Raw genomic sequence first — 21,071 nt, 5'->3', positions numbered from 1 at the left:
GCAACGTACAGCTTCGCCTACGACGCGTCGGATCGGCTGATTGAAGAAGTGCGGGTGGATAACCTGACCCGGCGCTTCAGCTACAACGATGGCGGCCACCTGACTCGGTTGAATGAGATTGGCTATGGCGAAAACGGCGAGCGCCCTGAACGCGACACGCTGTTCGAGCGTGACGCCATTGGCCGTCTGGTCGCCAAGGTCAACCGCGATGCGCGGCAAGACTTCGAGTACGACGATGTCGACCGCTTGCTGAGCATTGAGCGGCAACCCACCGGTATCGGCAAGCAACTCGGGGTCACCGCAGAAAAGCTGGAATACGCCTACGACCTGCTGGGCCGTCTGACCCAAGAAATCACCGCCAGCGGCACACTGGCCTATGAGTACGGCCCGCTCAGCAAGCTGACCACGCTGACTCTGCCGGATGGTCGCAAGGTCAACCACCTGTATTACGGCAGTGGGCATCTGCACCAGTTGAACCTGGACGGCCAGGTGATCAGCGACATGGAGCGTGATGACCTGCACCGCGAGGTGTATCGGACGCAGGGCAAGCTGACCAGTTGCTTCGGCTATGACGCGATGGGGCGCAAGGCCTGGCAGTTCGCGTCTACATTGCCCGCCGACAAACTCTCCCAGGTGCACAACGCTGGCATCCATACGTCGCTGCTGGTGGAGCATGCCTATAACCCAATTCACCGTCGCTACCAGTACGACCCGGCCGGCGAACTGGTGCGCACCCTCGATAAACTGCGCGGCGAGATCAAGTACGAGTACGAACCCAACGGTCAACTACTCAGCCGCGACACCGGCTCGCTGGTGGGCAGCGAAGAGTTCCGTTATGACCCGGCGGCCAATCGCTTGGACTTCAATGCGCGGCAATTTGACAAGGTCAAGGACAACCGGATCCAGCAGTGGCGGGATCAGGAGTACCGCTACGATCCGTGGGGCAACCTGGTCGAGAAGCGCTCTGGGCATAGCAAGTTACAAAGCTTTAGCTATGACTGTGAAAACCGACTGGTGCGCGCCGAAACGCTGGTTAACGGCAAGCTGGAGAGTACTGGGGAATATCGATACGACAGTCTCGGACGTCGGATTTCCAAGCAGGCTGAAATCAACGGCGAGGTCGAGCAGAAGCGGTTCCTGTGGCAAGGGCTGCGGATGCTTTGTGAGGAAACGCCAGGGCAGAGCATCGTATACCTGTACGAACCGGGTAGCTATGCGCCGTTGGCGCGTGTGGATCAGGCTGAGGGTGAAGGGCAGAAGGTCTATTACTTCCATACCGACCAGATTGGTACTCCGTTGGAGCTGACGAACAGTGAAGGAGAGATTGTTTGGCAGGCGACCTATCGGTCTTGGGGGGCAATAGATCAGCTGACGGTAAATGAAGTCGAGCAAAACCTGAGATTTCCAGGGCAGTACTTTGACTCAGAAACAGGTCTACACTACAACACATTCCGATTCTACGATCCCGAGTCGGGCCGCTTTATCATTCAGGATCCTATAGGATTGTCTGGAGGTATAAACCTCTATCAATATGTAGTAAATCCGATTGCATGGATTGACCCCTGGGGTTGGAGTGCAAAACCAACGCACTCACCCGATGTTGCTAAATGGTTGGAAAAGGGTGGCACAGTGCATATGGAAGTTGAGGGTCGTACCTGGGTTTACCAAGATTGGGAAGGTAATGTCGTTAGGTATCCTGAAGGTCATCCGGATTTTACTCCTTATCAACGGCAGCAGGTTGATGTCCCTGATTTAAAAGGAAATCATGGTAGGAACCCAGGTGGAGATTTCGGGAAGTCCGATGCTCTAGCGCCTAAAGGTAAGGCTGATTATTCGAAGAATACATGGCATCATCATGAAAATATGAGGGCCATGCAAGAAGTTCCCAAAAAGATACATAACCGATTTACCCACTCCGGTGGTGTAAAAATATGAAGGCTTCTTGTTGAGTAGGATTAATTATGCCAATCGTATACAGAGCTGGGTTGAGTGATTCTGAAATAAATGCAGTTGAATTTTCACTGAAAACAACGCTGCCGGACAGCTACAGAAAGCTGCTAAAACGGATGAATGGTTTTTACCTTTCTGACCCAGATTACGGTCAATTGCAGTTGCCAGCTATTGATGATGGCGTTATCAGTTTTGATCGGCTTTTTGGGGTTATTCCTGATGAGGAGTGTAATGATTTAGTTGGCTTCAATAGTGAATTTATTGACGAGTTGAGCTTTATAGAGGGAGTAGTGGCAATCGGTGAAGATGGGGGTGGGAATCCATATGTCCTGATAAGTGAAGAGGGTCGGGAGGGCGTTTATTATTGGGATCGAACTCACTTGCACGAGGGGGGGTCTATTAATAATTATGATATTGCAGAACAGAATGAGTGTGGTCACCTGTACTTCGTGGCGAAAAATGTCGACGAGTTGGATGCTGCGCTGATGTCTTCTCTCGGAGAGGGTGTAATCATGATCGAAGAGATGTGATATTAGTAAACCTTATTTTTGGGAATTAATATGTCGACTCAAGACTTAAAAGAAAGTGCTGCTGAAGCTCTAATGGGATTTATGAGGGAAATGAATTGTTGGGAAAGTGAGTTTTTCGAAAAGAGGCAAGAGTCTTTGGGGGGTAGATGATCCGGAGTTGCGCAAGGAGTACGCCCTAAGGTTGGAGTCTATACTTGATGCTTATGCGGTGAAGGATAAGTCCCACTACGGTCGTCTTATAGATCTTGGGTGCACAAAACCTGCTACATATGATCCCGACAATGATGAGGTGGTGGTTTTGGGGGGTGGTGCGAGTGAGCAAGTGTTTCAAGTGCAACAGCTGAAAGGAGTGGAGACTTGTTCTAGGCTTCAGTTGATTGTTCGTAATGGGCGATGGAGGATAAAGAAAAAGGAGATAATGGATTTTAATGATAAATGGCGGAGATCACCTCTATAGGTTTAATGTCCTGTGTTGATGAGGGAGTGCAGGGTAGTCTTGGAAGGTTTTATGATTGCAATGTGTCAGAGTCTTTTAAAAATATGATTGTCAATTATGGGGCGGTCGCCCCGTGTTTTATTAAGGGGCTTGGCGGATGGTAAAAGCAGATGATGTTCGCACTTGGGTAACTGATGAAAGGTACTCGAGTCTGCTGTGCGGCTTGACAAGAAATCTCAATTTGGAGATAAATTCTGAAAGTGCTCCGGACGTGCTTTTCCAGCATGATGCCAACAAGCTTAATTGCGCAGATTTAGAACTTCATAATCTCGAAATGGTCGCGTGCAATTCCGAGGTGGTTTGTAAGTATGTCTCTCAAAAGCTTAAGTCTTTGGGGGCTGTTGATGAGCAGGAGGGTAAGAGCTCGGAGGACGAAGAGGATGTAGTTCTCGAAACACATGCATTTTATCGGAATTTTTTAAATATACATTTGATTGAGCTGCACTTTTTAGAATTTGATCCAGCAGGGTTGGAGAGGTACTTGAAAGCTATTCGCATCCCGGGGGCGAAAAAATATGCCTCACAAATTGAGAAAATATATCAATCAGTTGTTTGTTAAGGTGCCATTAAGGCAGTTATTTGCTGGGAGAGCTTTAGGTGCTAATTTGAATTTTTCTAGGGGTGCGTATAGATTCAGTGTTTTGCGACTACAAAGCACGTCGTATTGAGGGAGCTATGAAAACTTATAGCATGCGAGAGGTACTGGAAGGCTTGGATAGAATGCCAGACGCTTGGTTTTATTTGCCTAATACGAGTTGGACTTTAGATACAAAAGGGGCGTTTTCGTTAGATAGTCGTGATTTTGCTCCGGGCTCGACTGATTTTCTACCCCCGCAAGTGGCAAGTGAGGGGTGGATTGAGACATTGGATGCGCCAATGATACAGGATGTTATTGACTATACTGATCAGCAGTTGCCGTCGGCTACGGTTCAGGATTATTTTGAAGCATTTAAGTACTACTTCGATAACGATGCATTTCTAGAGTTTTGAGTGCGAGGCGTTAGCACCTCGCTTGGCCTGGGCTTTGGCCGGCAAAGGGTATCTGTTGCGACAGTGCATGTAGGTATACAACTTTCCTGGCGACAGTTGTAGTGTAAAAACTGTGAACCAGCTCCCACTCAGCCTGCCCCTTGGCTTGTTCCAGGCCGGTCACTCATTTAACCTCCGCTCCACTGGCCACCGCAGGGCCAGTCATCTCCACGGAAGAAACTGACAGGAGTCACCATGGAAAGCACCCCGCAAACCGAAGTCCGCTCCAGCAATCTCAAGCCAAAATGGCAAGAGCGCTTCGCCTTCTTCGACCAGCACGGCGGCCCGCGCACCGAGACCTTCAAGGCAGCGTTTCGCGCCTTGCCGTTTCGCAAGAAGCTGCTGATCAACTGCAACGTCATCGCGTTCTTCTTTGGCCCTATCTATTGGTTTGTGCTGGGCATGTGGAAGAAGAACCTGGTCATGCTGGGGATCATCATGGCCATTGGGCTGCTGGAGGGCGTTTATGAGGCAGTGACCGGCAATGTGGTGCCTCGGGCGGTGGATCAAGGCCTCAGCACAGCTTTCGCGTTCTTGTATGCCGTGTTGACCAACTATGCCTATTACCTGAAGCAGAACAAGGGGAACCAGGGCTGGAACCCGTTCGAAGGGCAGCGGCTCAACTGAATTTGGTGTTGCAGCAGGCCGCTGCGAATGCACGGCGTACCATTTTTAGCGCCTAGTAGATCGAGCGCCGCCCGCGCGGCGCATCGCGGATGAATCCGCTCCTACATTTGTCGCAACGTGCCACAGCCTGTCAGGTCATGGTTGTCCGCTTTTTAGCGCCCGCCGAGATATCGTGTCGTACCAACAAGGCGAGCAACCATGGCCTATCAGGCATAGGTACGTTGCAACAAATGTAGGAGCGGATTTATCCGCGATGCGCCGCGCGGGCGGCGCTCGATCTCAAGATCGCCAGAGATGCGATGAAAAGCACCTCCAACCCAAACATTCACTTCGGATAAAGCGGCGGCAAGCTGCCACTCTCACCCGTCGGCAACAACACCTGCTCAGCCGTCGGAATGGTGCCAATCGCCCGCCACAGGTCTTCACCCTGCCAATACTGGCCACTCTCGCTATACAACGCCCCGTTCAACCCATCCAGCGCATCGGACAACGGCACGAACCGCGCCGCCATCTCCGCCAGGGTTTCCGGATGCTGCCGGGCCCAGGCATCCAGCGCCTGGCGGGTGGCCTGCGGGTCGTTGGCCTGGCAGGCGCGCTTGAGGTCGTCGAGCAGGGTGCGAGGGCTCGGGCCGTTTTGAGCGGCGCGCAGCACGGCCGGTTGCGAACGGGCGCGCCACCACAGGGTGAAGCCGAGCGCCGTGGTCAAGGCGAACACCAGCGTGGCGAGCTGCCAGGGCCACAGCAGCGCGCTGCTGCCGCTGGCATCACTGGCCGGGGTGTCGGCGCTCAATGCCGGGTTGTCCTGCACGTCCAGGGTGCGCGCGGGCAGGCTGCTGTGTTCCAGGTGGTCTTCACGGGTGTTCCACCAGGAGACCTCCAGCGCCGGCAGGGCCAGTTCGCCGCTGTGGGTCGGCACCAGCGCCTCGCGTTCCTCGCGGTTGGCGGTCATGCCGCGTTCGCTGATCTCGTTGCGCAGCAGCGGCTGGTCCGGGTAGCGGCGCAGGCCGACGATCTCGGTGGCGGGCAATTGCGGCAGCTGAGTGCTCGACAGGCCCTCGGCACGCAAGGTGATGCTACGGGTCAGGGAGTCGCCAATTTGCGTCTGCTGGCTGCTTGGGTCCGGGTTCCAGTGCTCTTCCAGGCTCAGGCTGCGGGCCGGTAGCCAGGGTATGTCTGCCGGCCAGTCGGCAGGAACAGGGCGTACCGCCAGGTGCAGTGGCAATGAACTGACCTGGACCTGGCGACCTGCCCGCGCGGTGCCGTTGGACGCTGGCGCATTGTCGGCGGCGGTGGCGGTAAAGGTGAGCGGTGGGATTTCCAACGCGCCGCTTTGCTGCGGATAGACCGCATAGCGCGTCTCGATCACGCCGTGGCGCACGCCGTTGATTTCCTTCTCGTAGGTGCGTGACTCGCCCAGTGGTTCGACCTTGGCGTTTTCCAGCTGCAGCGGACTCAGGCTGCTGTCGTCGTACAGCGACACCGAATGGTAGATGCGCAAGGTCAGCACGGCCTGGGCCTGGACGTACACCTGATCGCTGTCGAGAGTGGCTTCAACGAATACCTGGGATGCACTGCCCTGGCGGTTGGCGTCGGCTTGCAGCACCTGCAGCTCGATGGGCTGGCTTTGCGACTGGCCCAGTTGCAACTCGGGGATGCGCAGGCTGCCGCTGCGTCGTGGCAGCAGGGTGATGATCCAACGCGTGCTGGCGCGTGTCTCGCCGTCGAGGGTGTGCAGGCTGTTCAGCTGGCGCGTGCCACGCACCTCGAAGTCGCCCTCCAGCGCGCGCAAGTCGGGCTTGCCGAACTGGGTGACGTCCTGGCTTTCCAGGGTCAGCTCCAGGGTTTCGCCCGCTTCCAGGCGGGCGCGGTCGACGCTGGCCTGCAGGGTCGGTTCGGCTTGGGCGAGGAGGGCCCACAACAGGCTGAGAAGAAAGACGCCGAGGCGACTCATCGTGGGGTTTCCTGATGCAATTGCTGTTCATACCAGAATTTGCGCCGCAGCAGCTCCGCCGGGTTGTCGGGGATCTCCCGCAGCCATTGTTCCAGGGCCTGGCGCTGCTCGGCATCGAGGCTGGTCGAGATCGGCCGCTGGGGCGGCTGGGTCACGCCGTCGTCATCGCCTGCCTGGTTTCCGGGGGTTGCCTGGCTGTTGCTGTTGCTATCGCCGGCTTGTTCGGCGCTGGCGGGTTGCTCCTGACCAGGTGTGCCTTGGGTCTGGCTGCTGGCCGAGCTGCTGTTGCCCTCGGTTTCGCTGCCGGGCGTGTCTTGGGCATCGCTGTTGGCCGGTTGTTCTTCGGCCTGCGCCTGGCGTTGCTGCAGCAGTTGCTGGACCAGTGCCTGGTTGGCCAGGGCCGGCTGCAGATCGGGCTGGCGTTCCAGGGCCTGATCGTAGGCATCCAGCGCCGCTTCAAGTTCACCGCCACGGGCCAGGGCATTGCCACGATTGTAGTGTGCCGCGGCGTTGTTGCCCTGGGCGAAGGCCTTGGCGGCTGCGGCATAGTCGCCGGCCTGGTACAGGGCCATGCCGCGCCACTGCGGGTCCAGGAAGTGGCGTGCGGCCTCGGCGGGTCGATTGTCTTCGAGCAGGCGCTGGCCCTGCTGGTCGGGGCGCAGCCACAGGTCATCGAGTTCGAACGCCTGGCTCGGTTGCGGCAAGGCCAGCAGCAGCGGCAGGCAGAACAGCCAGCCACGGCGCCCGGCGCAGGCGGCCAGCAGCAACAGGGGCAGCAGCAGCCAGTAGCCTTGGTCGGCCCAACTGTCGAGCTGCACGTTGTGACCGTCGTTGCGCAGGCTGCGCGGGTTGTCGAACAGGCCAAGGCCGCGCAGGTCGAGGTCATCGATGCGGGCATGGCGGTAGCGTCCGCCGGTGCCGCTGATGAACGCCTTGAGGCCCGGGCTGTCCAGGCGCGGCACGAGGATACCGCCTTGCTCATCCTTGAGGAATTCGCCATTGGCCTGGCGCACCGGTGCACCCTCGGCACTGCCGATGCCCAGCATCGACAGGCTCGGGCCCTGGCGGCCCAGGGCCTGGACGATGCCCTGGCGCTCCGGCGCGCTCAGCGCCGAGCCGATCAGCAGCAGGCGGCCCTGGCCCAGGCCGCTCTGGGCCAGCAGTGCCAGGCCTTTCTGCACGGCGAGGTCGGCGCGCTGGCCGGGTTGCGGCATGATCGACGGGTCGATGGCCTCGAGCAGGTTGCGCGTGGTGCCCAGGTCGTCGGACAGCGGCACCAGGGTATGCGCACTGCCGGCATAGACGATCAGCGCGGTCTGGCTGTCGCGGCGGTGTTCGAGCAGGTCGAGGATCTTGCGTCGGGCCTGTTCCAGGCGGTTGGGGGCCGTGTCCTCGGCGAGCATCTGCGGGGTCAGTTCGAGCAGGATCACCAGCGGGTCGGCCGGGCGCTGGCGGGATTCTTCCAGGCGCTGCCAGCTCGGCCCGAGCAGGGCCAGCACCACCAGCAACCAGGCCAGGCCCAGGGCGACCCAGGGCAGCTTGCTGTTGCTGCCACTGCCGCCGCCGAGCAGCACAGGGTGGAACGCCGGCGGCAAGATCATCTGCCAGCGCCCGGCACGTTTGCGCCGGTGCCAGAGCTTGAACAGCAGCCAGGCGAGCAGCGGCACGACAAGCAGCCAGAGGGGGCGCAGCCATTGCGGCCAGAGATCGATCATCGGCGCTTCCTCAGGCGTAGCCGTTTGAGGCGCTCACGCCATTCCGGGTGGGGCTGCAGGAAACGCGGCCTGCGCAGCACACGCTGCAGCAGGTTGTCCGGCCATTGCACGGCCACCACCAGCAACACGCTGAGCAGCAGGGCCAGGGCCAATGGCCAGGCGTACAGGGCTGTGGCGGTGCGCGCCTGGGTCGGCTGTTGCGCCACCGGTTCCAATTGATCGAGGGTATCGCCGATGGCGTCCAGCTCCTCGCCATCGTGGGCGCGGAAGTAGGCGCCATGGGTCAGATCGGCGATCTCCTTGAGCGAGGCTTCGTCCAGGTCCAGGCTCGGGTTCAGACCGAGCAGGCCGGGGGTGCCGCTGGCTTCGGGGTTGGCGCCGATGCCGATGGTGTAGATGCGCACGCCTTCCTGGGCGGCCAGGCGGGCGGCGGTCAGCGGGTGGATCTGCCCGCCGTTGTTGGCACCGTCGGTGATCAGCACCAGCACCCGGCTTTGTGCCGGACGCTGGCGCAGGCGCTTGACCGCAAGGCCAATGGCGTCACCGATGGCGGTGTTCTTGCCGGCGATGCCGATCTGCGCTTCGTCGAGGAAGGTGCGCACGGTGCGTCGGTCGAAGGTCAGCGGCGCCTGCAGGTAGGCCTGGCTGCCGAACAGGATCAGGCCGACGCGGTCGCCTTCGCGGTCCTGGAGAAAGTCGCCAAGCAGTGCCTTGACCAGCTCCAGGCGGCTGATCTCCTCGTCCTTCCACTGCATGTCGGGGAAGTCCATGGAACCGGACACATCCACGGCCACCAGCAGGTCGCGGCCACTGGCGGCAACCGGTACCGGTTCGCCGAGCCATTGCGGGCGGGCGGCGGCCAGTAGCAGCAGCAACCAGATCAGCACGAACGGTGCCTGCTGCCGCCAGGTCGGCAGGTTCAGTCGCGCCCGGCGTCCGGCCAGGCGTTCCAGTTCATGGAGGAAACCGACCTTGAGCACCGGCTCGCCGCTGTCGGCAGCGGGCAGCAGCAGGCGCGCCAGCCAGGGCAGCGGCAGCAGCAGGAAGATCCACGGCCAGGCCAGTTCAAACATGTTTGCGGATCCAGGTTTCGACGGCCTGGCTGAGCCCGGCGATGGCCTTGTCGTCGAGCTTGCACTCGGGCTTGTAGGCGCCTTCGACCAGCACCATCCAGCGCGTCAGGCCGGCGGCCGGGCAGCGGTTGTCGAGAAAGGCCAGCCACTGGCGGCCATTGAGGGTATGGCTGTTGGCGCCGGGGTAGTGGTTGCGGCACAAGCGCTTGAGCAACGCGTTGATCTGCTGCAGCCAGGCGCCCGCCGGCGCGCCGTCGTAGGGGCGTGGCAAGCGGGCGAGCTCGGCCAGGGCTTCCTCGCGCACCGGGTCCAGCGGTTGTTCGGCCCGTACCACGCGGCGCTTGCCCGGGCGCCAGTGGCGCAGCCGCCACAGTCCCCAGGCCAGGGCGGGCAGCAGCGCGAGCAGCAGCCACCAGCCAGGCGCCGGTGGCCACAGCCCGATGGCCGGCGGCGCAATCAACGGTTGCAGTTGATCCAGCGGATTCATTGGCCGCTCCCTGGGCGCTGGGCGTTCAGGTATTCACGCAACTGCTCGATCATTTCGCTCTGGGTGCTCAGCGGCATCAGCACCACACGCAGCTTCTGCGCCATCAACTCCCAGCGGTCGATGCGTGCTTCTGCCTGTTGACGGTAGGCCTGGCGCAGGTTGGCGTCCAGGGTGTCGAGCTCCAGCTGCGCGCTGCGCTGGGCAAAACGCAGCAGGCCGGCGGCGGGCAGGGCGTGGTCGAGCGGGTCGGAAACGGGCATCAGCAGCAAATCGCAGTGGCGCGAGAGCATGGCCAGGTGTTGCTCGGCCTGGGGGCTGAGCGAGCGCTCGTCGCAAATCACGATGGCCAGGCTGCCGGGGCGCAGCACTTCCCGGGCGCGGCGCAGGGCCAGGCCGAGGCTGTCGGCCTGGGGTACGGCTTCGGTGTGCAGCGCCTGGTTGACCTTGGCCAGGCGGTTGAGCAGTTGCAGCAGGCTTTGCTTGCTGCGCCGTGGTTTGATTTCGTGGTGCTCGTTGTCGCCGAACACCAGGCCGCCGATGCGGTCGTTATGGCCCAGGGCAGCCCAGCCGAACAGCGCGGCGGCCTCGGCTGCCAGCACTGACTTGAACATCAGGCCCGAACCGAAGAACAAGCGTTGGCTTTGCTCCACAAGAATGAAGATGGGCCGTTCACGTTCCTCGTGAAACAGCTTGGTATGCGGCTCCTGGGTACGGGCGGTGACGCGCCAGTCGATGTTGCGCACGTCGTCTCCGGCCTGGTAGACACGCACCTGGTCGAAGTCCACGCCGCGTCCGCGCAGTTTGGAGTGGTGCAGGCCGACCAGCGGGCTGCGCTGGCCAGGGCGGGAAAACAGCTGGATCTCGCGCACGCGGTGGCGCATGTCGATCAGCTCGGCGAGGCCGATGCGGATTCCAGGTTCGGCTTGCTGCGCGGAGGGCATGGGCTCAGGCAACGGCGACGACGTCGAGGATGCGCTGGACCACGCGGTCCTGATCGATCCCCGCGGCTTCGGCTTCGAACGACAGGATGATGCGGTGGCGCAGCACGTCGAACAGCACGGCCTGGATATCTTCGGGGCTGACGAAGTCGCGCCCCGCCAGCCAGGCGTGGGCACGCGCGCAGCGGTCCAGGGCGATGGAACCGCGCGGACTGGCGCCGTAGGCGATCCAGTCGGCCATTTCGGTATCGAACTTGCCTGGGGTGCGGGTGGCCATGATCAGTTGCACCAGGTACTCCTCCACCGCGTCGGCCATGTACAGACCGAGGATTTCCTTGCGCGCGGCGAAGATCGCCAACTGGCTGACCCGGCGCTCAGGCTTCACTTCGCCGCCCAGGGCTTCGCCGCGGGCCTGGGCGAGAATGCGCCGCTCCACGGCGGCGTCGGGGAAGCCGATTTTCACGTGCATCAGGAAACGGTCAAGCTGCGCTTCGGGCAGCGGGTAGGTGCCTTCCTGCTCGATCGGGTTCTGCGTGGCCATGACCAGGAACAGCGGCGACAGGTCATACGTGCTGCGGCCGACGCTGACCTGGCGCTCGCCCATGGCTTCGAGCAAGGCCGACTGGACCTTGGCCGGGGCGCGGTTGATTTCGTCGGCCAGCACCAGGTTGTGGAAGATCGGCCCCTGCTGGAACACGAAGCTGCCGGTCTCCGGGCGATAGATTTCGGTGCCGGTGATATCGGCCGGCAGCAGGTCGGGGGTGAACTGGATGCGATGGAACTGCGCCTCGATGCCCTCGGCCAACTCCTTGATGGCCTTGGTCTTAGCCAGGCCAGGCGCACCTTCGACCAGCATGTGGCCGTCGGCCAGCAGCACGATCAACAGACGTTCGACAAGCTTTTCCTGGCCGAGAATCTGCGAGGAGAGAAAGGTGCGCAGCGCGATCAGCGCTTCACGGTGTTCCATCGATGACGGTTCCTGGAATAGGGCCAGGGCGAGCGCGGAAGGCAACTGACCTGGCAAGGGGGGATACTTTAATGCATCCGCAGTGCCGCGTCGAAATCTGCGCTCGATGTTTGTGGCAATCGCTGATTTTCTGCCGGCGCCAACCGACGCTTGCTTGTTCGCTCCATTTCATCAAGGAGCGTTACGATGGACAAGCAAACTGGCTCAGCCACGCTACGGGTGGGCATCTTCTTCGATGGCACCGGCAACAATCAAGCCAATGCCATGGACTCTGACGGCGGCGAAGCGGGCAGTTACGGCAATGCCCCGAGCAACATCGCCCTGCTGCACGCGCTTTACCCCAGTGGCCGCATGGGCGATCAGTGCTTCCTCAAGCTGTATGTGGAGGGCGTCGGTACTGTGCAAGGGGCGCCCGACTCAGCCTATGACGGGCTAACCGGCAGAGGGTGTACCGGTGTCCAGGCGCGCGTGGATACGGCACTGCTCGACGTGGCGGAGCAGGTACGCCATTGCCTGGCGAGCGCTCCCCAGGTGTTGCCCGGATACATTGCGTTCGACCTGTTCGGTTTCAGCCGTGGCGCGGCAGCGGCCAGGCATCTGGCCAACAGGTTGGCCAAGGGCGGGCAAAGCCTGCCGAGCGAGCTGCAAGGTGACAGGGTGATCGAATTCGTGGGGCTGTTCGACACCGTGGCGGCGATCGTTGCGCCGTTACAGGGCAACTTCGACCCCGCCAATGACGATTACGATGGCCTGCAGCTGGGGCTTGGCCAAGGCATTGCGCGGCAGGTGGTGCAACTGGTGGCCGGCGATGAGCGGCGACACAACTTCCCGCTGATACGCAGCGACAACGATATTGTCGTGCCAGGCGTCCACTCGAACATCGGCGGTGGTTATCCGCTTTCCCTGCGCGAACAGGTGCTGTTGTGCAAGCCGCAATCGAGCCGGGTGCTGGCGATTACCCCGGCCGAGCGCACTCAGGCGTACCTTGCTGTGGATGCCTTGCTGGACTCGACTTTCGCGGAGCTGGATGAGCCTCGGGCTCGTGTCCAGGTCTGGGAGGAGCCTTTAGCCGGGCACCGGGGCAGGCGGGACGACCCCGAAAAAAAGGTGTACGCCGCGGTGTACCGGGAGCGTGAGGTGAGCGGGCATCTCTCGCGGGTGTACCTGAGCGTCATGCGTGAACTGGCGGTGAGGGGTGGCGTGCCGTTCGAAGCGTTGGGCGAGGACGAGGCGCATCGGCTGCCTGAGGAGCTGCAGGTGATCAGCCGCAAACTGCATGACTTTGCCCTTGGGCGTTGCCTTCAACCGCAGCTCACGCCCGCTGAGCACGCCTTGCTGCGCAGCAAATACGTGCACACGTCGGCGCATTGGAATGCCTTCAAGGGATTACGCAACAGTGCGCTGGACATGCTGTACATAGACCGACCCGCCGCAGGTGGCAGGGTGGTGCATGACAATCCGCCCAGCTGATCAGTGAGGGTTGGCGCTGTCGGCGACTTCGCACGCGAAGGCGTCGACAGCGCCGCCGAGCCTCAGTTTTTCGAGGTCGAGTGCTTGCGGACCTGGGTCTTTGTAGCGGTGTCCTGCTTGAGGATCTTCTCGGCGATCATCTCGCCGATCGGAATGGCCGACGTGGCAGCCGGCGACGGGGCATTGCAGACATGCACCATGCGCGGGGTCTCGGCGAACAGGAAGTCGTGGACCAGGGTGCCGTCGCGCATCACCGCCTGGGCGCGAATACCGGCTTCATAGGGCAGCAGGTCCTCGACTTGCAGCGACGGGCAATACTTGCGGCATTGCTCCAGGTAGCCACGTTTGAACAGCGAGTTCTTCATCTCGGTGGTGCCCGAGCCGAGGTTGTTCCAGATGGTTTTCCAGAACCCCGGGAAGCTCGCGTACTCGGCCACATCGCGCCAGTTCACCCCGAACTTGCGATAGTTTTCCCGGCCAAAGCCCAGCACGGCGTTGGGGCCGACGGTGACGCTGCCGTCGATCATGCGTGTCAGGTGCACGCCGAGGAACGGCAGCTCCGGGTCTGGGATCGGGTAGATCAGGTGGTTGACGATCTGGTTCTTGCTGGCCGGCAGACGGTAGTACTCGCCGCGGAACGGGATGATCTGATGGTCGATCTTGACCCCGGCCAGGCGCGCCAGGCGGTCGGATTGCAGGCCGGCGCAGGCGACCAGCTGGCGAGTGTGCCAGGTCTGGTTCTGGTCGCGGATTTCGACATGCTCGCCCAGCTCGCGGATGGCCTGCACGGTGGTGCCCAGGCGCACTTCGCCACCGGCCTGTTCGATGACCTTGGCCATGGCGTAGCACACCTGCTTGTAGTCGACGATGCCGGTGGCGTCGACGAACAGCGCACCGAGGCCGGCGATGTTCGGTTCGCGGCGTGCGAGCTCGGCGGCGTCGAGGCGCTCGACCTTCAGGCCGTTCTGCTGCGAGCGTTCGTACAGCGCCTGCATGCGCTGCATTTCCAGCGGGTTGGAGGCTACCAGCAGCTTGCCGCAGACGTCGAAGGCGATGTCGTGCTCGCGGCAGAAGTCCTTGGTGGCCTGGGCGCCGCGCTTGCACAGCTCGGCTTTGAGGCTGCCCGGTGCGTAGTAGATGCCTGCATGGATTACGCCGCTGTTGTGGCCGGTCTGGTGGCGGCCGAGGCTGGTTTCCTTCTCCAGGATCAGCAAGGACGCGCCGGGGCGCTGTTGCAGCAGGGCCATCGCAGTGGCGAGGCCGACGATGCCGCCGCCGATGATGCAGTAGTCGTAAGTCATGCAGGAGTACCTTGAAGTTTTTATCGGTTGACTGCTTATCAGGTTGTCAGACTAAGTGATGCGTGCGCAAGGCCTCGCCAGGCCGCGAAGTATTCTCCGGGTCAGTCGAGGGCGGGAAGGTCGATCTTCAGACGTTTGGCCGAGGCGCGCAGGTGGGCTTCCGCGCAAGCCGCCGCCGCCTGGCGATCACCGTCGGCAATAGCCTGGTACAGCGCCTGGTGCTCATGGCTGGCATCCGCCGAACCGCCTGCCGAGTGGGCGGAATTTTCCCAGGCGGTGCGCCGCGCGCTGGCCAGCTGGCCGCCGAGGAAGTCGTGGAAGGCCACGAAGTAATCGTTCTTGCTGGCTTCGGCAATCGCCCGGTGGAAGGCCACATCTGCGGCCGAGGCGGTGGCGAAGTCGCTGCGTTTGTCGCGCATGGCCTGCAGGGCCTCGGCCATGTTCGCCAGGTCATGCGGGTCGCGGCGGCGCGCGGCGATGGCGGCGGCCTGGGTTTCGATCCACAGGCGCATTTCGAACATCTGCACCAGGTCCGGCTTGCGCCCTTGGCTGGCGGGGAAGCGGAATACGGTGCCGTTGGGTGTTTGCGAGATGTAGGAGCCGAGCCCGCGACGGGCAATCAGCACGCCATCGGCCTTGAGCTGTGCCACGGCCTCGCGCACCACCGAACGGCTGACATTGAGCTGTTCGGCCAGTTGCTGCTCGGTGGGCAGGCGCGATTCGGCGGCCAGGCGGCCGGAATCGATCTCGGCGCGGATGGCGTTGACAACCCGTTCGACCAGGGTGTCGGGGCGCTGGAGCTCTAGCATGGAAGCGGTTGCCTAGTAGTCAGGTTGTCAGACAATGCCTGTCGTGGGTGTGGGCTGTCAATGGTTTGAGGTTGTCTGTCAGGGCCCTGTCGCCGGCAAGCCGGCTCCCACAGGTACGGCGCACAGTTCAGATTCAGTGGGGTGCCTGTGGGAGCCGGCTTGCCGGCGAGAGGGCCGGCGCAGGCGAAACTCAAAGCTCGCTGACGAAGGTCCCGGTGCCATCGAGGATATTGCGCAAGGTCAGCTCGACCTCTTCCAGGTCAGTCCCCGCCGATGTCAGCACGATCTCCAGCGCTTCATCGCCCTTCAGCGCATCGCGATCCCCAGCCGCCACCTCGATCAGCAACCGCTGGGCACTCAAGGTCACCTTCAACCCATCCAGTGTCGAAGGCTCGTCGTCCAGGGTCAGGTCGACGGTGTCTTCGTCCGGATAACGGGTCAGCAGGAACATCTGGCCCTTGTCGCTGTGGCAGCACAAGGTCGCCATGTTGTCTTCCTCGTCGTCGCAGGGCGTGGCGAAGAGCAGGGCGGTATTGATTTGCATGGCGGGCTCGGATCAAGGAAATGAAAGGGAATTCTGACAGTGTTGTCGGCATCCATAAACGTAAAGTTACCCCCCCTTGACCGAAATTGTCGCAGCGCTGCAAGCGGCAATGACCGATCAGTCGTTAAGCTTCGGCGAGCCCTGAACTTTACGTCCGGCTTGCCACGGGTTGGCTATCGTTGATCCGTAATCGTCGGACGCACGCGACGCTTCAACTATTACAAAGCCCAAGCGGAGTACCACAGATGGCGTTCTTCACCGCAGCCAGCAAAGCCGACTTCCAGCATCAACTGCAGGCGGCCCTGGCGCAGCACATCAGCGAACAGTCACTGCCACAAGTGGCGCTGTTCGCCGAGCAGTTCTTCGGCATCATCTCTCTGGACGAACTCACCCAGCGCAGGCTGTCGGACCTTGCCGGCTGCACCTTGTCTGCCTGGAGCATCATCGAGCGCTTCGACCCCGAGCAGCCGCAGGTGCGGGTGTACAACCCCGACTACGAGCGCAACGGTTGGCAGTCGACCCATACCGTGGTCGAGGTCCTGCACCATGACCTGCCATTTCTGGTCGACTCGGTACGCACCGAACTCAACCGCCGCGGCTACAGCATTCACACCCTGCAGACCACCGTACTGAGCGTGCGCCGCGGGGCCAAGGGCGAGCTGCTCGAACTGCTGCCCAAGGGCACGCAGGGCGAGGGTGTGCGCCACGAGTCGCTGATGTACCTGGAGATCGACCGCTGCGCCAACGCCGCCGAACTGAACGTGCTGACCCGCGAGATCGAGCAGGTGCTGGCCGAAGTGCGCGTAGCCGTGGCCGATTTCGAGCCGATGAAAGCCAAGCTGCGGGAGATCGTGGCGTTGGTGGAGCAAACCCCGTTTGCCCCGGTTCAACATGAGAAAGGCGAGGTAAAGGCGTTCCTCGAATGGTTGCTGGACAACCATTTCACCTTCCTCGGCTATGAAGAATTCACCGTGCAGGCCGACTCTGGCGGCGGCCAGATGTTCTACGACGAGCATTCCTTCCTGGGGCTGCCGCGTCGCCTGCGCGTAGGCCTGACGCCCGAAGAACTGCGTATCGAAGACTACGCCGTGGCCTATCTGGCCGAGCCGCTGCTGCTGTCGTTCGCCAAGGCCGCATTGCCCAGCCGCGTGCACCGCCCGGCCTACCCGGACTATGTGTCGATCCGCCAGCTGGACGCCGACGGCAAGGTCGTCAAGGAGCACCGCTTCATGGGCCTGTACACCTCCTCGGTGTACGGCGAGAGCGTGCATGCCATCCCTTACATCCGCGTCAAGGTCGCCGAAGTCGAGCGCCGTTCGGGCTTCGACCCGAAAGCCCACCTGGGCAAGGAGCTGGCCCAGGTACTCGAAGTGCTGCCGCGCGACGACCTGTTCCAGACCCCGATCGACGAGCTGTTCAGCACCGTGATGTCGATCGTGCAGATCCAGGAACGCAACAAGATCCGCGTGTTCCTGCGCAAGGACCCCTACGGGCGCTTCTGCTACTGCCTGGCCTACGTGCCGCGGGAAATCTACTCCACCGAGGTGCGCCAGAAGATCCAGCAGGTGCTGATGGAGCGCCTGAAGGCCAGTGACTGCGAGTTCTGGACCTTCTTCTCCGAGTCGGTGCTGGCGCGCGTGCAGCTGATCTTGCGGGTCGACCCGAAGAACCGCATCGACATCGACCCCCAGCAGCTGGAAAACGAGGTGATCCAGGCCTGCCGCTCGTGGCATGACGACTATTCGGCGCTGGTGATCGAAAACTTCGGTGAAGCCCAGGGCACCAACATCCTCGGCGACTTCCCCAAAGGCTTCCCGGCCGGCTACCGCGAGCGCTTTGCCGCGCATTCGGCGGTCGTCGACCTGCAGCACGTGCTGGCGCTGTCCGAGAACAAGCCGCTGGCGATGAGCTTCTACCAGCCGCTGACGCGCGTGGGCGAACGCCTGCTGCACTGCAAGCTGTACCACGCCGATACCCCGCTGGCGCTGTCGGACGTGCTGCCGATCCTCGAAAACCTGGGCCTGCGCGTGCTCGGCGAATTCCCCTACCGCCTGCGCCACGCCAGCGGTCGCGAGTACTGGATCCACGACTTCGCGTTCACCTACAGCGAAGGCCTGAGCCTGGACATCCAGCAGCTCAACGACATTCTTCAGGACGCCTTCATCCACATCGTCCAGGGCGATGCCGAAAACGACGCCTTCAACCGCCTGGTGCTCACCGCCGGGCTGCCGTGGCGTGACGTGGCGCTGCTGCGTGCCTATGCCCGCTACCTCAAGCAGATCCGCCTGGGCTTCGACCTGGGCTACATCGCCAGCACCCTGAACAACCACACCGACATCGCCCGCGAGCTGACCCGGTTGTTCAAGACCCGCTTCTACCTGGCGCGCAAGCTCACCAATGAAGACCTGGACGACAAGCAGCTGCGCCTGGAGCAGGCGATCCTCACCGCCCTGGACGATGTCCAGGTGCTCAACGAGGACCGTATCCTGCGTCGCTACCTGGACCTGATCAAGGCCACCCTGCGTACCAACTTCTACCAGCCTGATGCCAACGGCCACAACAAGTCGTACTTCAGCTTCAAGTTCAACCCCAAGCTGATCCCCGAACTGCCCAAGCCGGTGCCGAAGTTCGAAATTTTCGTCTACTCGCCACGGGTCGAGGGCGTGCACCTGCGCTTTGGCAACGTTGCCCGTGGCGGCCTGCGCTGGTCGGACCGCGAAGAGGACTTCCGTACCGAAGTACTGGGCCTGGTGAAAGCCCAGCAGGTGAAGAACTCGGTGATCGTGCCGGTCGGCGCCAAGGGCGGCTTCCTGCCGCGGCGCTTGCCGCTGGGCGGCACCCGCGACGAAATCGCCGCCGAAGGCGTGGCCTGCTACCGCATCTTCATCTCGGGCCTGCTCGATATCACCGACAACCTCAAGGAAGGGGGCGTGGTGCCGCCGGCCAACGTGGTGCGTCACGACGACGATGACCCGTACCTGGTGGTGGCGGCCGACAAAGGCACCGCGACCTTCTCCGATATCGCCAACGGCATCGCCATCGACTACGGCTTCTGGCTCGGCGATGCGTTCGCTTCGGGCGGTTCGGCCGGTTATGACCACAAGAAGATGGGCATCACCGCCCGTGGGGCCTGGGTTGGCGTACAACGCCACTTCCGCGAGCGCGGCATCAACGTGCAGCAGGACCCGATCACCGTGATCGGTGTCGGCGACATGGCCGGCGACGTGTTCGGCAACGGCTTGCTCATGTCGGAAAAACTGCAGCTGGTGGCGGCGTTCAACCACCTGCACATCTTCATCGACCCCAACCCGGACCCTGCCACCAGCTTCGTCGAGCGCAAGCGCCTGTTCGACCTGCCGCGTTCGGCCTGGAGCGACTACGACACCAGCATCATGTCCGAAGGCGGCGGGATCTTCCCGCGCAGTGCCAAGAGCATTGCCATCAGCCCGCAGATGAAGGAACGCTTCGCCATCGAGGCCGATCGCCTGACCCCGACCGAGCTGCTGCACGCACTGCTCAAGGCGCCGGTGGACCTGCTGTGGAACGGCGGCATCGGCACCTATGTGAAAGCCAGCAGTGAAAGCCACGCCGATGTCGGCGACAAGGCCAACGACGCACTGCGGGTCAACGGCAACGAGCTGCGCTGCAAGGTGGTGGGCGAGGGCGGCAACCTCGGCATGACCCAGCTGGGCCGTGTCGAGTTCGGCCTGAACGGCGGCGCCACCAACACCGACTTCATCGACAACGCCGGCGGCGTGGACTGCTCCGACCACGAGGTCAACATCAAGATCCTGCTCAATGAAGTGGTGCAGGGCGGCGACATGACCGAGAAGCAGCGCAACCAGCTGCTGGGCAGCATGACCGATGAAGTGGCCGGCCTGGTGCTGGGCAACAACTACAAGCAGACCCAGGCCCTGTCGCTGGCGGCGCGCCGCGCCCGCGAGCGGATCGCCGAGTACAAGCGCCTGATGGCTGATCTTGAAGGCCGCGGCAAGCTGGACCGGCCCATCGAGTTCCTGCCGTCCGAAGAGCAACTGGCCGAGCGTATCGCCGCAGGTCAAGGACTGACCCGTGCCGAACTGTCGGTGCTGATTTCGTACAGCAAGATCGACCTCAAGGAGCAATTGCTCAAGTCGCTGGTGCCGGACGACGACTACCTGACCCGCGACATGGAAACCGCGTTCCCGCCGTCGCTGGTGAGCAAGTTCGCCGAGGCCATGCGCCGCCACCGCCTGAAGCGCGAAATCGTCAGCACCCAGATCGCCAACGACCTGGTCAACAACATGGGCATCACCTTCGTGCAGCGCCTGAAGGAGTCCACCGGCATGAGTCCGGCCAACGTCGCCGGCGCCTATGTGATCGTGCGCGACATCTTCCACCTGCCGCACTGGTTCCGCCAGATCGAGGCGCTGGACTACCAGGTGCCAGCGGAAATCCAGCTGACCCTGATGGACGAGCTGATGCGCCTGGGCCGTCGTGCCACCCGCTGGTTCCTGCGCAGCCGGCGCAACGAGCAGGATGCCGGGCGCGACACCGCGCACTTCGGGCCGAAAATCGCCCAGCTCGGGCTCAAGCTCGACGAACTGCTGGAAGGCCCGACCCGCGAACGCTGGATGGTGCGCTACCAGGGCTTCGTCGATGCCGGGGTGCCGGAACTGCTGGCGCGCATGGTCGCCGGTACCAGCCATCTGTACACGCTGCTGCCGATCATCGAGGCGGCCGATGTCACCGGGCATGAGCCGGCCCAGGTGGCCAAGGCGTTCTTCGCCGTGGGCAGTGCGCTGGACCTGACCTGGTACCTGCAGGAAATCAGTAACCTTTCGGTGGAGAACAACTGGCAGGCCCTGGCCCGCGAGTCGTTCCGCGACGACATCGACCTGCAGCAGCGGGCTATCACCATCTCCGTGCTGCAAATGGCCGATGCGCCGCAGGACATGGACGCCCGCGTGGCGCTGTGGGCCGAGCAGCACCGGGTGATGGTCGAGCGCTGGCGCGCCATGCTCGACGACCTGCGTAATGCGACCGGTACCGACTATGCGATGTACGCGGTGGCCAACCGCGAGCTGGTCGACCTGGCGATGAGCGGGCAGGCGGCGGTGGTGCCGTCCTGAGCGGTCAGCTGAAATGAAAAAGCCCCGGCAGTGATGCCGGGGCTTTTTTGTCTGTTCCGGCCCTATCGCCGGC

At 62.1% G+C, this 21,071-nt stretch carries 17 protein-coding genes; 8 read left to right on the top strand and 9 right to left on the bottom strand.

Annotated elements, in window-relative coordinates; genetic code table 11:
• From PMI38_RS08640 to PMI38_RS08625, 6 genes are all read left to right on the top strand, one after another.
• A partial coding sequence (locus PMI38_RS08640) for an RHS repeat-associated core domain-containing protein (protein ID WP_008092813.1) occupies positions 1–1,935 on the top strand: 1,935 nt, incomplete at its 5' end.
• A 26-nt stretch (positions 1,936–1,961) separates the two neighbouring features.
• Positions 1,962–2,480: an SMI1/KNR4 family protein gene (locus tag PMI38_RS08635; protein ID WP_008092811.1), complete on the top strand. Its 519-nt coding sequence runs from the start codon at positions 1,962–1,964 to the stop codon at positions 2,478–2,480.
• A 106-nt stretch (positions 2,481–2,586) separates the two neighbouring features.
• Positions 2,587–2,937, top strand: coding sequence for an NTF2 fold immunity protein (locus PMI38_RS26525; RefSeq protein WP_274517614.1), 351 nt, complete (start codon positions 2,587–2,589; stop codon positions 2,935–2,937).
• A gap of 136 nt (positions 2,938–3,073) precedes the next feature.
• The gene (locus PMI38_RS27070) at positions 3,074–3,535 is read left to right on the top strand and encodes a hypothetical protein (protein WP_157214858.1); all 462 of its coding nucleotides are present in this window, start codon (positions 3,074–3,076) and stop codon (positions 3,533–3,535) included.
• A 116-nt stretch (positions 3,536–3,651) separates the two neighbouring features.
• Positions 3,652–3,966: a DUF7716 domain-containing protein gene (locus PMI38_RS08630; RefSeq protein WP_043273270.1), complete on the top strand. Its 315-nt coding sequence runs from the start codon at positions 3,652–3,654 to the stop codon at positions 3,964–3,966.
• 234 nt (positions 3,967–4,200) lie between these two features.
• Positions 4,201–4,632: a DUF2628 domain-containing protein gene (locus PMI38_RS08625; RefSeq protein WP_008092810.1), complete on the top strand. Its 432-nt coding sequence runs from the start codon at positions 4,201–4,203 to the stop codon at positions 4,630–4,632.
• Between the two features lie 325 nt (positions 4,633–4,957).
• On the opposite strand, the gene PMI38_RS08620 is transcribed toward PMI38_RS08625, so the two are convergent.
• Genes PMI38_RS08620 through PMI38_RS08595 form a run of 6 tightly spaced genes read right to left on the bottom strand, consistent with a single transcriptional unit; the run spans position 4,958 to position 11,763 of the window.
• Positions 4,958–6,583, bottom strand: coding sequence for a BatD family protein (locus PMI38_RS08620; RefSeq protein ID WP_008092808.1), 1,626 nt, complete (start codon positions 6,581–6,583; stop codon positions 4,958–4,960).
• Positions 6,580–8,298: a tetratricopeptide repeat protein gene (locus PMI38_RS08615; protein WP_008092806.1), complete on the bottom strand. Its 1,719-nt coding sequence runs from the start codon at positions 8,296–8,298 to the stop codon at positions 6,580–6,582. The genes PMI38_RS08620 and PMI38_RS08615 overlap by 4 nt, the downstream gene beginning before the upstream one ends.
• The gene (locus PMI38_RS08610) at positions 8,295–9,371 is read right to left on the bottom strand and encodes a vWA domain-containing protein (protein ID WP_008092805.1); all 1,077 of its coding nucleotides are present in this window, start codon (positions 9,369–9,371) and stop codon (positions 8,295–8,297) included. Before PMI38_RS08610 ends, PMI38_RS08615 begins: the two co-directional genes overlap by 4 nt.
• Positions 9,364–9,858 (bottom strand): DUF4381 domain-containing protein, encoded by a 495-nt coding sequence (locus PMI38_RS08605; protein WP_008092803.1) that lies wholly within the window; start codon positions 9,856–9,858, stop codon positions 9,364–9,366. The genes PMI38_RS08610 and PMI38_RS08605 overlap by 8 nt, the downstream gene beginning before the upstream one ends.
• Positions 9,855–10,799, bottom strand: a complete 945-nt coding sequence (locus PMI38_RS08600; RefSeq protein WP_008092802.1) for a DUF58 domain-containing protein — start codon at positions 10,797–10,799, stop codon at positions 9,855–9,857. The genes PMI38_RS08605 and PMI38_RS08600 overlap by 4 nt, the downstream gene beginning before the upstream one ends.
• Before the next feature lie 4 nt (positions 10,800–10,803).
• Positions 10,804–11,763: an AAA family ATPase gene (locus tag PMI38_RS08595; protein WP_008092799.1), complete on the bottom strand. Its 960-nt coding sequence runs from the start codon at positions 11,761–11,763 to the stop codon at positions 10,804–10,806.
• Between the two features lie 186 nt (positions 11,764–11,949).
• Here PMI38_RS08595 and PMI38_RS08590 point away from each other — a divergent pair, with 186 nt between their 5' ends.
• Positions 11,950–13,233, top strand: coding sequence for a T6SS phospholipase effector Tle1-like catalytic domain-containing protein (locus tag PMI38_RS08590; protein ID WP_008092798.1), 1,284 nt, complete (start codon positions 11,950–11,952; stop codon positions 13,231–13,233).
• Between the two features lie 62 nt (positions 13,234–13,295).
• Here the strand turns inward: PMI38_RS08590 and lhgO are convergent, their stop codons facing one another.
• The 3 genes from lhgO to PMI38_RS08575 form a co-directional block, all read right to left on the bottom strand.
• Positions 13,296–14,534, bottom strand: a complete 1,239-nt coding sequence (gene lhgO, locus PMI38_RS08585) for an L-2-hydroxyglutarate oxidase (protein WP_008092795.1) — start codon at positions 14,532–14,534, stop codon at positions 13,296–13,298.
• A gap of 101 nt (positions 14,535–14,635) precedes the next feature.
• A complete protein-coding gene (locus PMI38_RS08580; protein WP_008092794.1) occupies positions 14,636–15,343 on the bottom strand; it encodes a FadR/GntR family transcriptional regulator in 708 nt (235 codons plus the stop codon).
• A gap of 190 nt (positions 15,344–15,533) precedes the next feature.
• Entirely contained in the window at positions 15,534–15,887 is a 354-nt protein-coding gene (locus tag PMI38_RS08575) for a hypothetical protein (RefSeq protein WP_008092792.1), read from the bottom strand.
• 245 nt (positions 15,888–16,132) lie between these two features.
• Here PMI38_RS08575 and PMI38_RS08570 point away from each other — a divergent pair, with 245 nt between their 5' ends.
• The gene (locus PMI38_RS08570) at positions 16,133–20,998 is read left to right on the top strand and encodes an NAD-glutamate dehydrogenase (RefSeq protein WP_008092791.1); all 4,866 of its coding nucleotides are present in this window, start codon (positions 16,133–16,135) and stop codon (positions 20,996–20,998) included.
• The last annotated feature ends 73 nt before the right edge of the window (positions 20,999–21,071 follow it).

The organism is Pseudomonas sp. GM84, assembly GCF_000282535.1.
Taxonomy (GTDB): Bacteria; Pseudomonadota; Gammaproteobacteria; order Pseudomonadales; family Pseudomonadaceae; genus Aquipseudomonas.
The sequence above is the reverse complement of the archived record's forward strand: the minus strand, read 5'-3'. Positions and strand labels throughout refer to the sequence as shown.

Bases quoted from the DNA above. Each gene is read 5' to 3' on its own strand.
- PMI38_RS08635 (WP_008092811.1), top strand. From the start codon at position 1,962: ATGCCAATCGTATACAGAGCTGGGTTGAGTGATTCTGAAATAAATGCA.
- PMI38_RS27070 (WP_157214858.1), top strand. From the start codon at position 3,074: ATGGTAAAAGCAGATGATGTTCGCACTTGGGTAACTGATGAAAGGTAC.
- PMI38_RS08630 (WP_043273270.1), top strand. From the start codon at position 3,652: ATGAAAACTTATAGCATGCGAGAGGTACTGGAAGGCTTGGATAGAATG.
- PMI38_RS08625 (WP_008092810.1), top strand. From the start codon at position 4,201: ATGGAAAGCACCCCGCAAACCGAAGTCCGCTCCAGCAATCTCAAGCCA.
- PMI38_RS08620 (WP_008092808.1), bottom strand. From the start codon at position 6,583: ATGAGTCGCCTCGGCGTCTTTCTTCTCAGCCTGTTGTGGGCCCTCCTC.
- PMI38_RS08615 (WP_008092806.1), bottom strand. From the start codon at position 8,298: ATGATCGATCTCTGGCCGCAATGGCTGCGCCCCCTCTGGCTGCTTGTC.
- PMI38_RS08610 (WP_008092805.1), bottom strand. From the start codon at position 9,371: ATGTTTGAACTGGCCTGGCCGTGGATCTTCCTGCTGCTGCCGCTGCCC.
- PMI38_RS08605 (WP_008092803.1), bottom strand. From the start codon at position 9,858: ATGAATCCGCTGGATCAACTGCAACCGTTGATTGCGCCGCCGGCCATC.
- PMI38_RS08600 (WP_008092802.1), bottom strand. From the start codon at position 10,799: ATGCCCTCCGCGCAGCAAGCCGAACCTGGAATCCGCATCGGCCTCGCC.
- PMI38_RS08595 (WP_008092799.1), bottom strand. From the start codon at position 11,763: ATGGAACACCGTGAAGCGCTGATCGCGCTGCGCACCTTTCTCTCCTCG.
- PMI38_RS08590 (WP_008092798.1), top strand. From the start codon at position 11,950: ATGGACAAGCAAACTGGCTCAGCCACGCTACGGGTGGGCATCTTCTTC.
- lhgO (WP_008092795.1), bottom strand. From the start codon at position 14,534: ATGACTTACGACTACTGCATCATCGGCGGCGGCATCGTCGGCCTCGCC.
- PMI38_RS08580 (WP_008092794.1), bottom strand. From the start codon at position 15,343: ATGCTAGAGCTCCAGCGCCCCGACACCCTGGTCGAACGGGTTGTCAAC.
- PMI38_RS08575 (WP_008092792.1), bottom strand. From the start codon at position 15,887: ATGCAAATCAATACCGCCCTGCTCTTCGCCACGCCCTGCGACGACGAG.
- PMI38_RS08570 (WP_008092791.1), top strand. From the start codon at position 16,133: ATGGCGTTCTTCACCGCAGCCAGCAAAGCCGACTTCCAGCATCAACTG.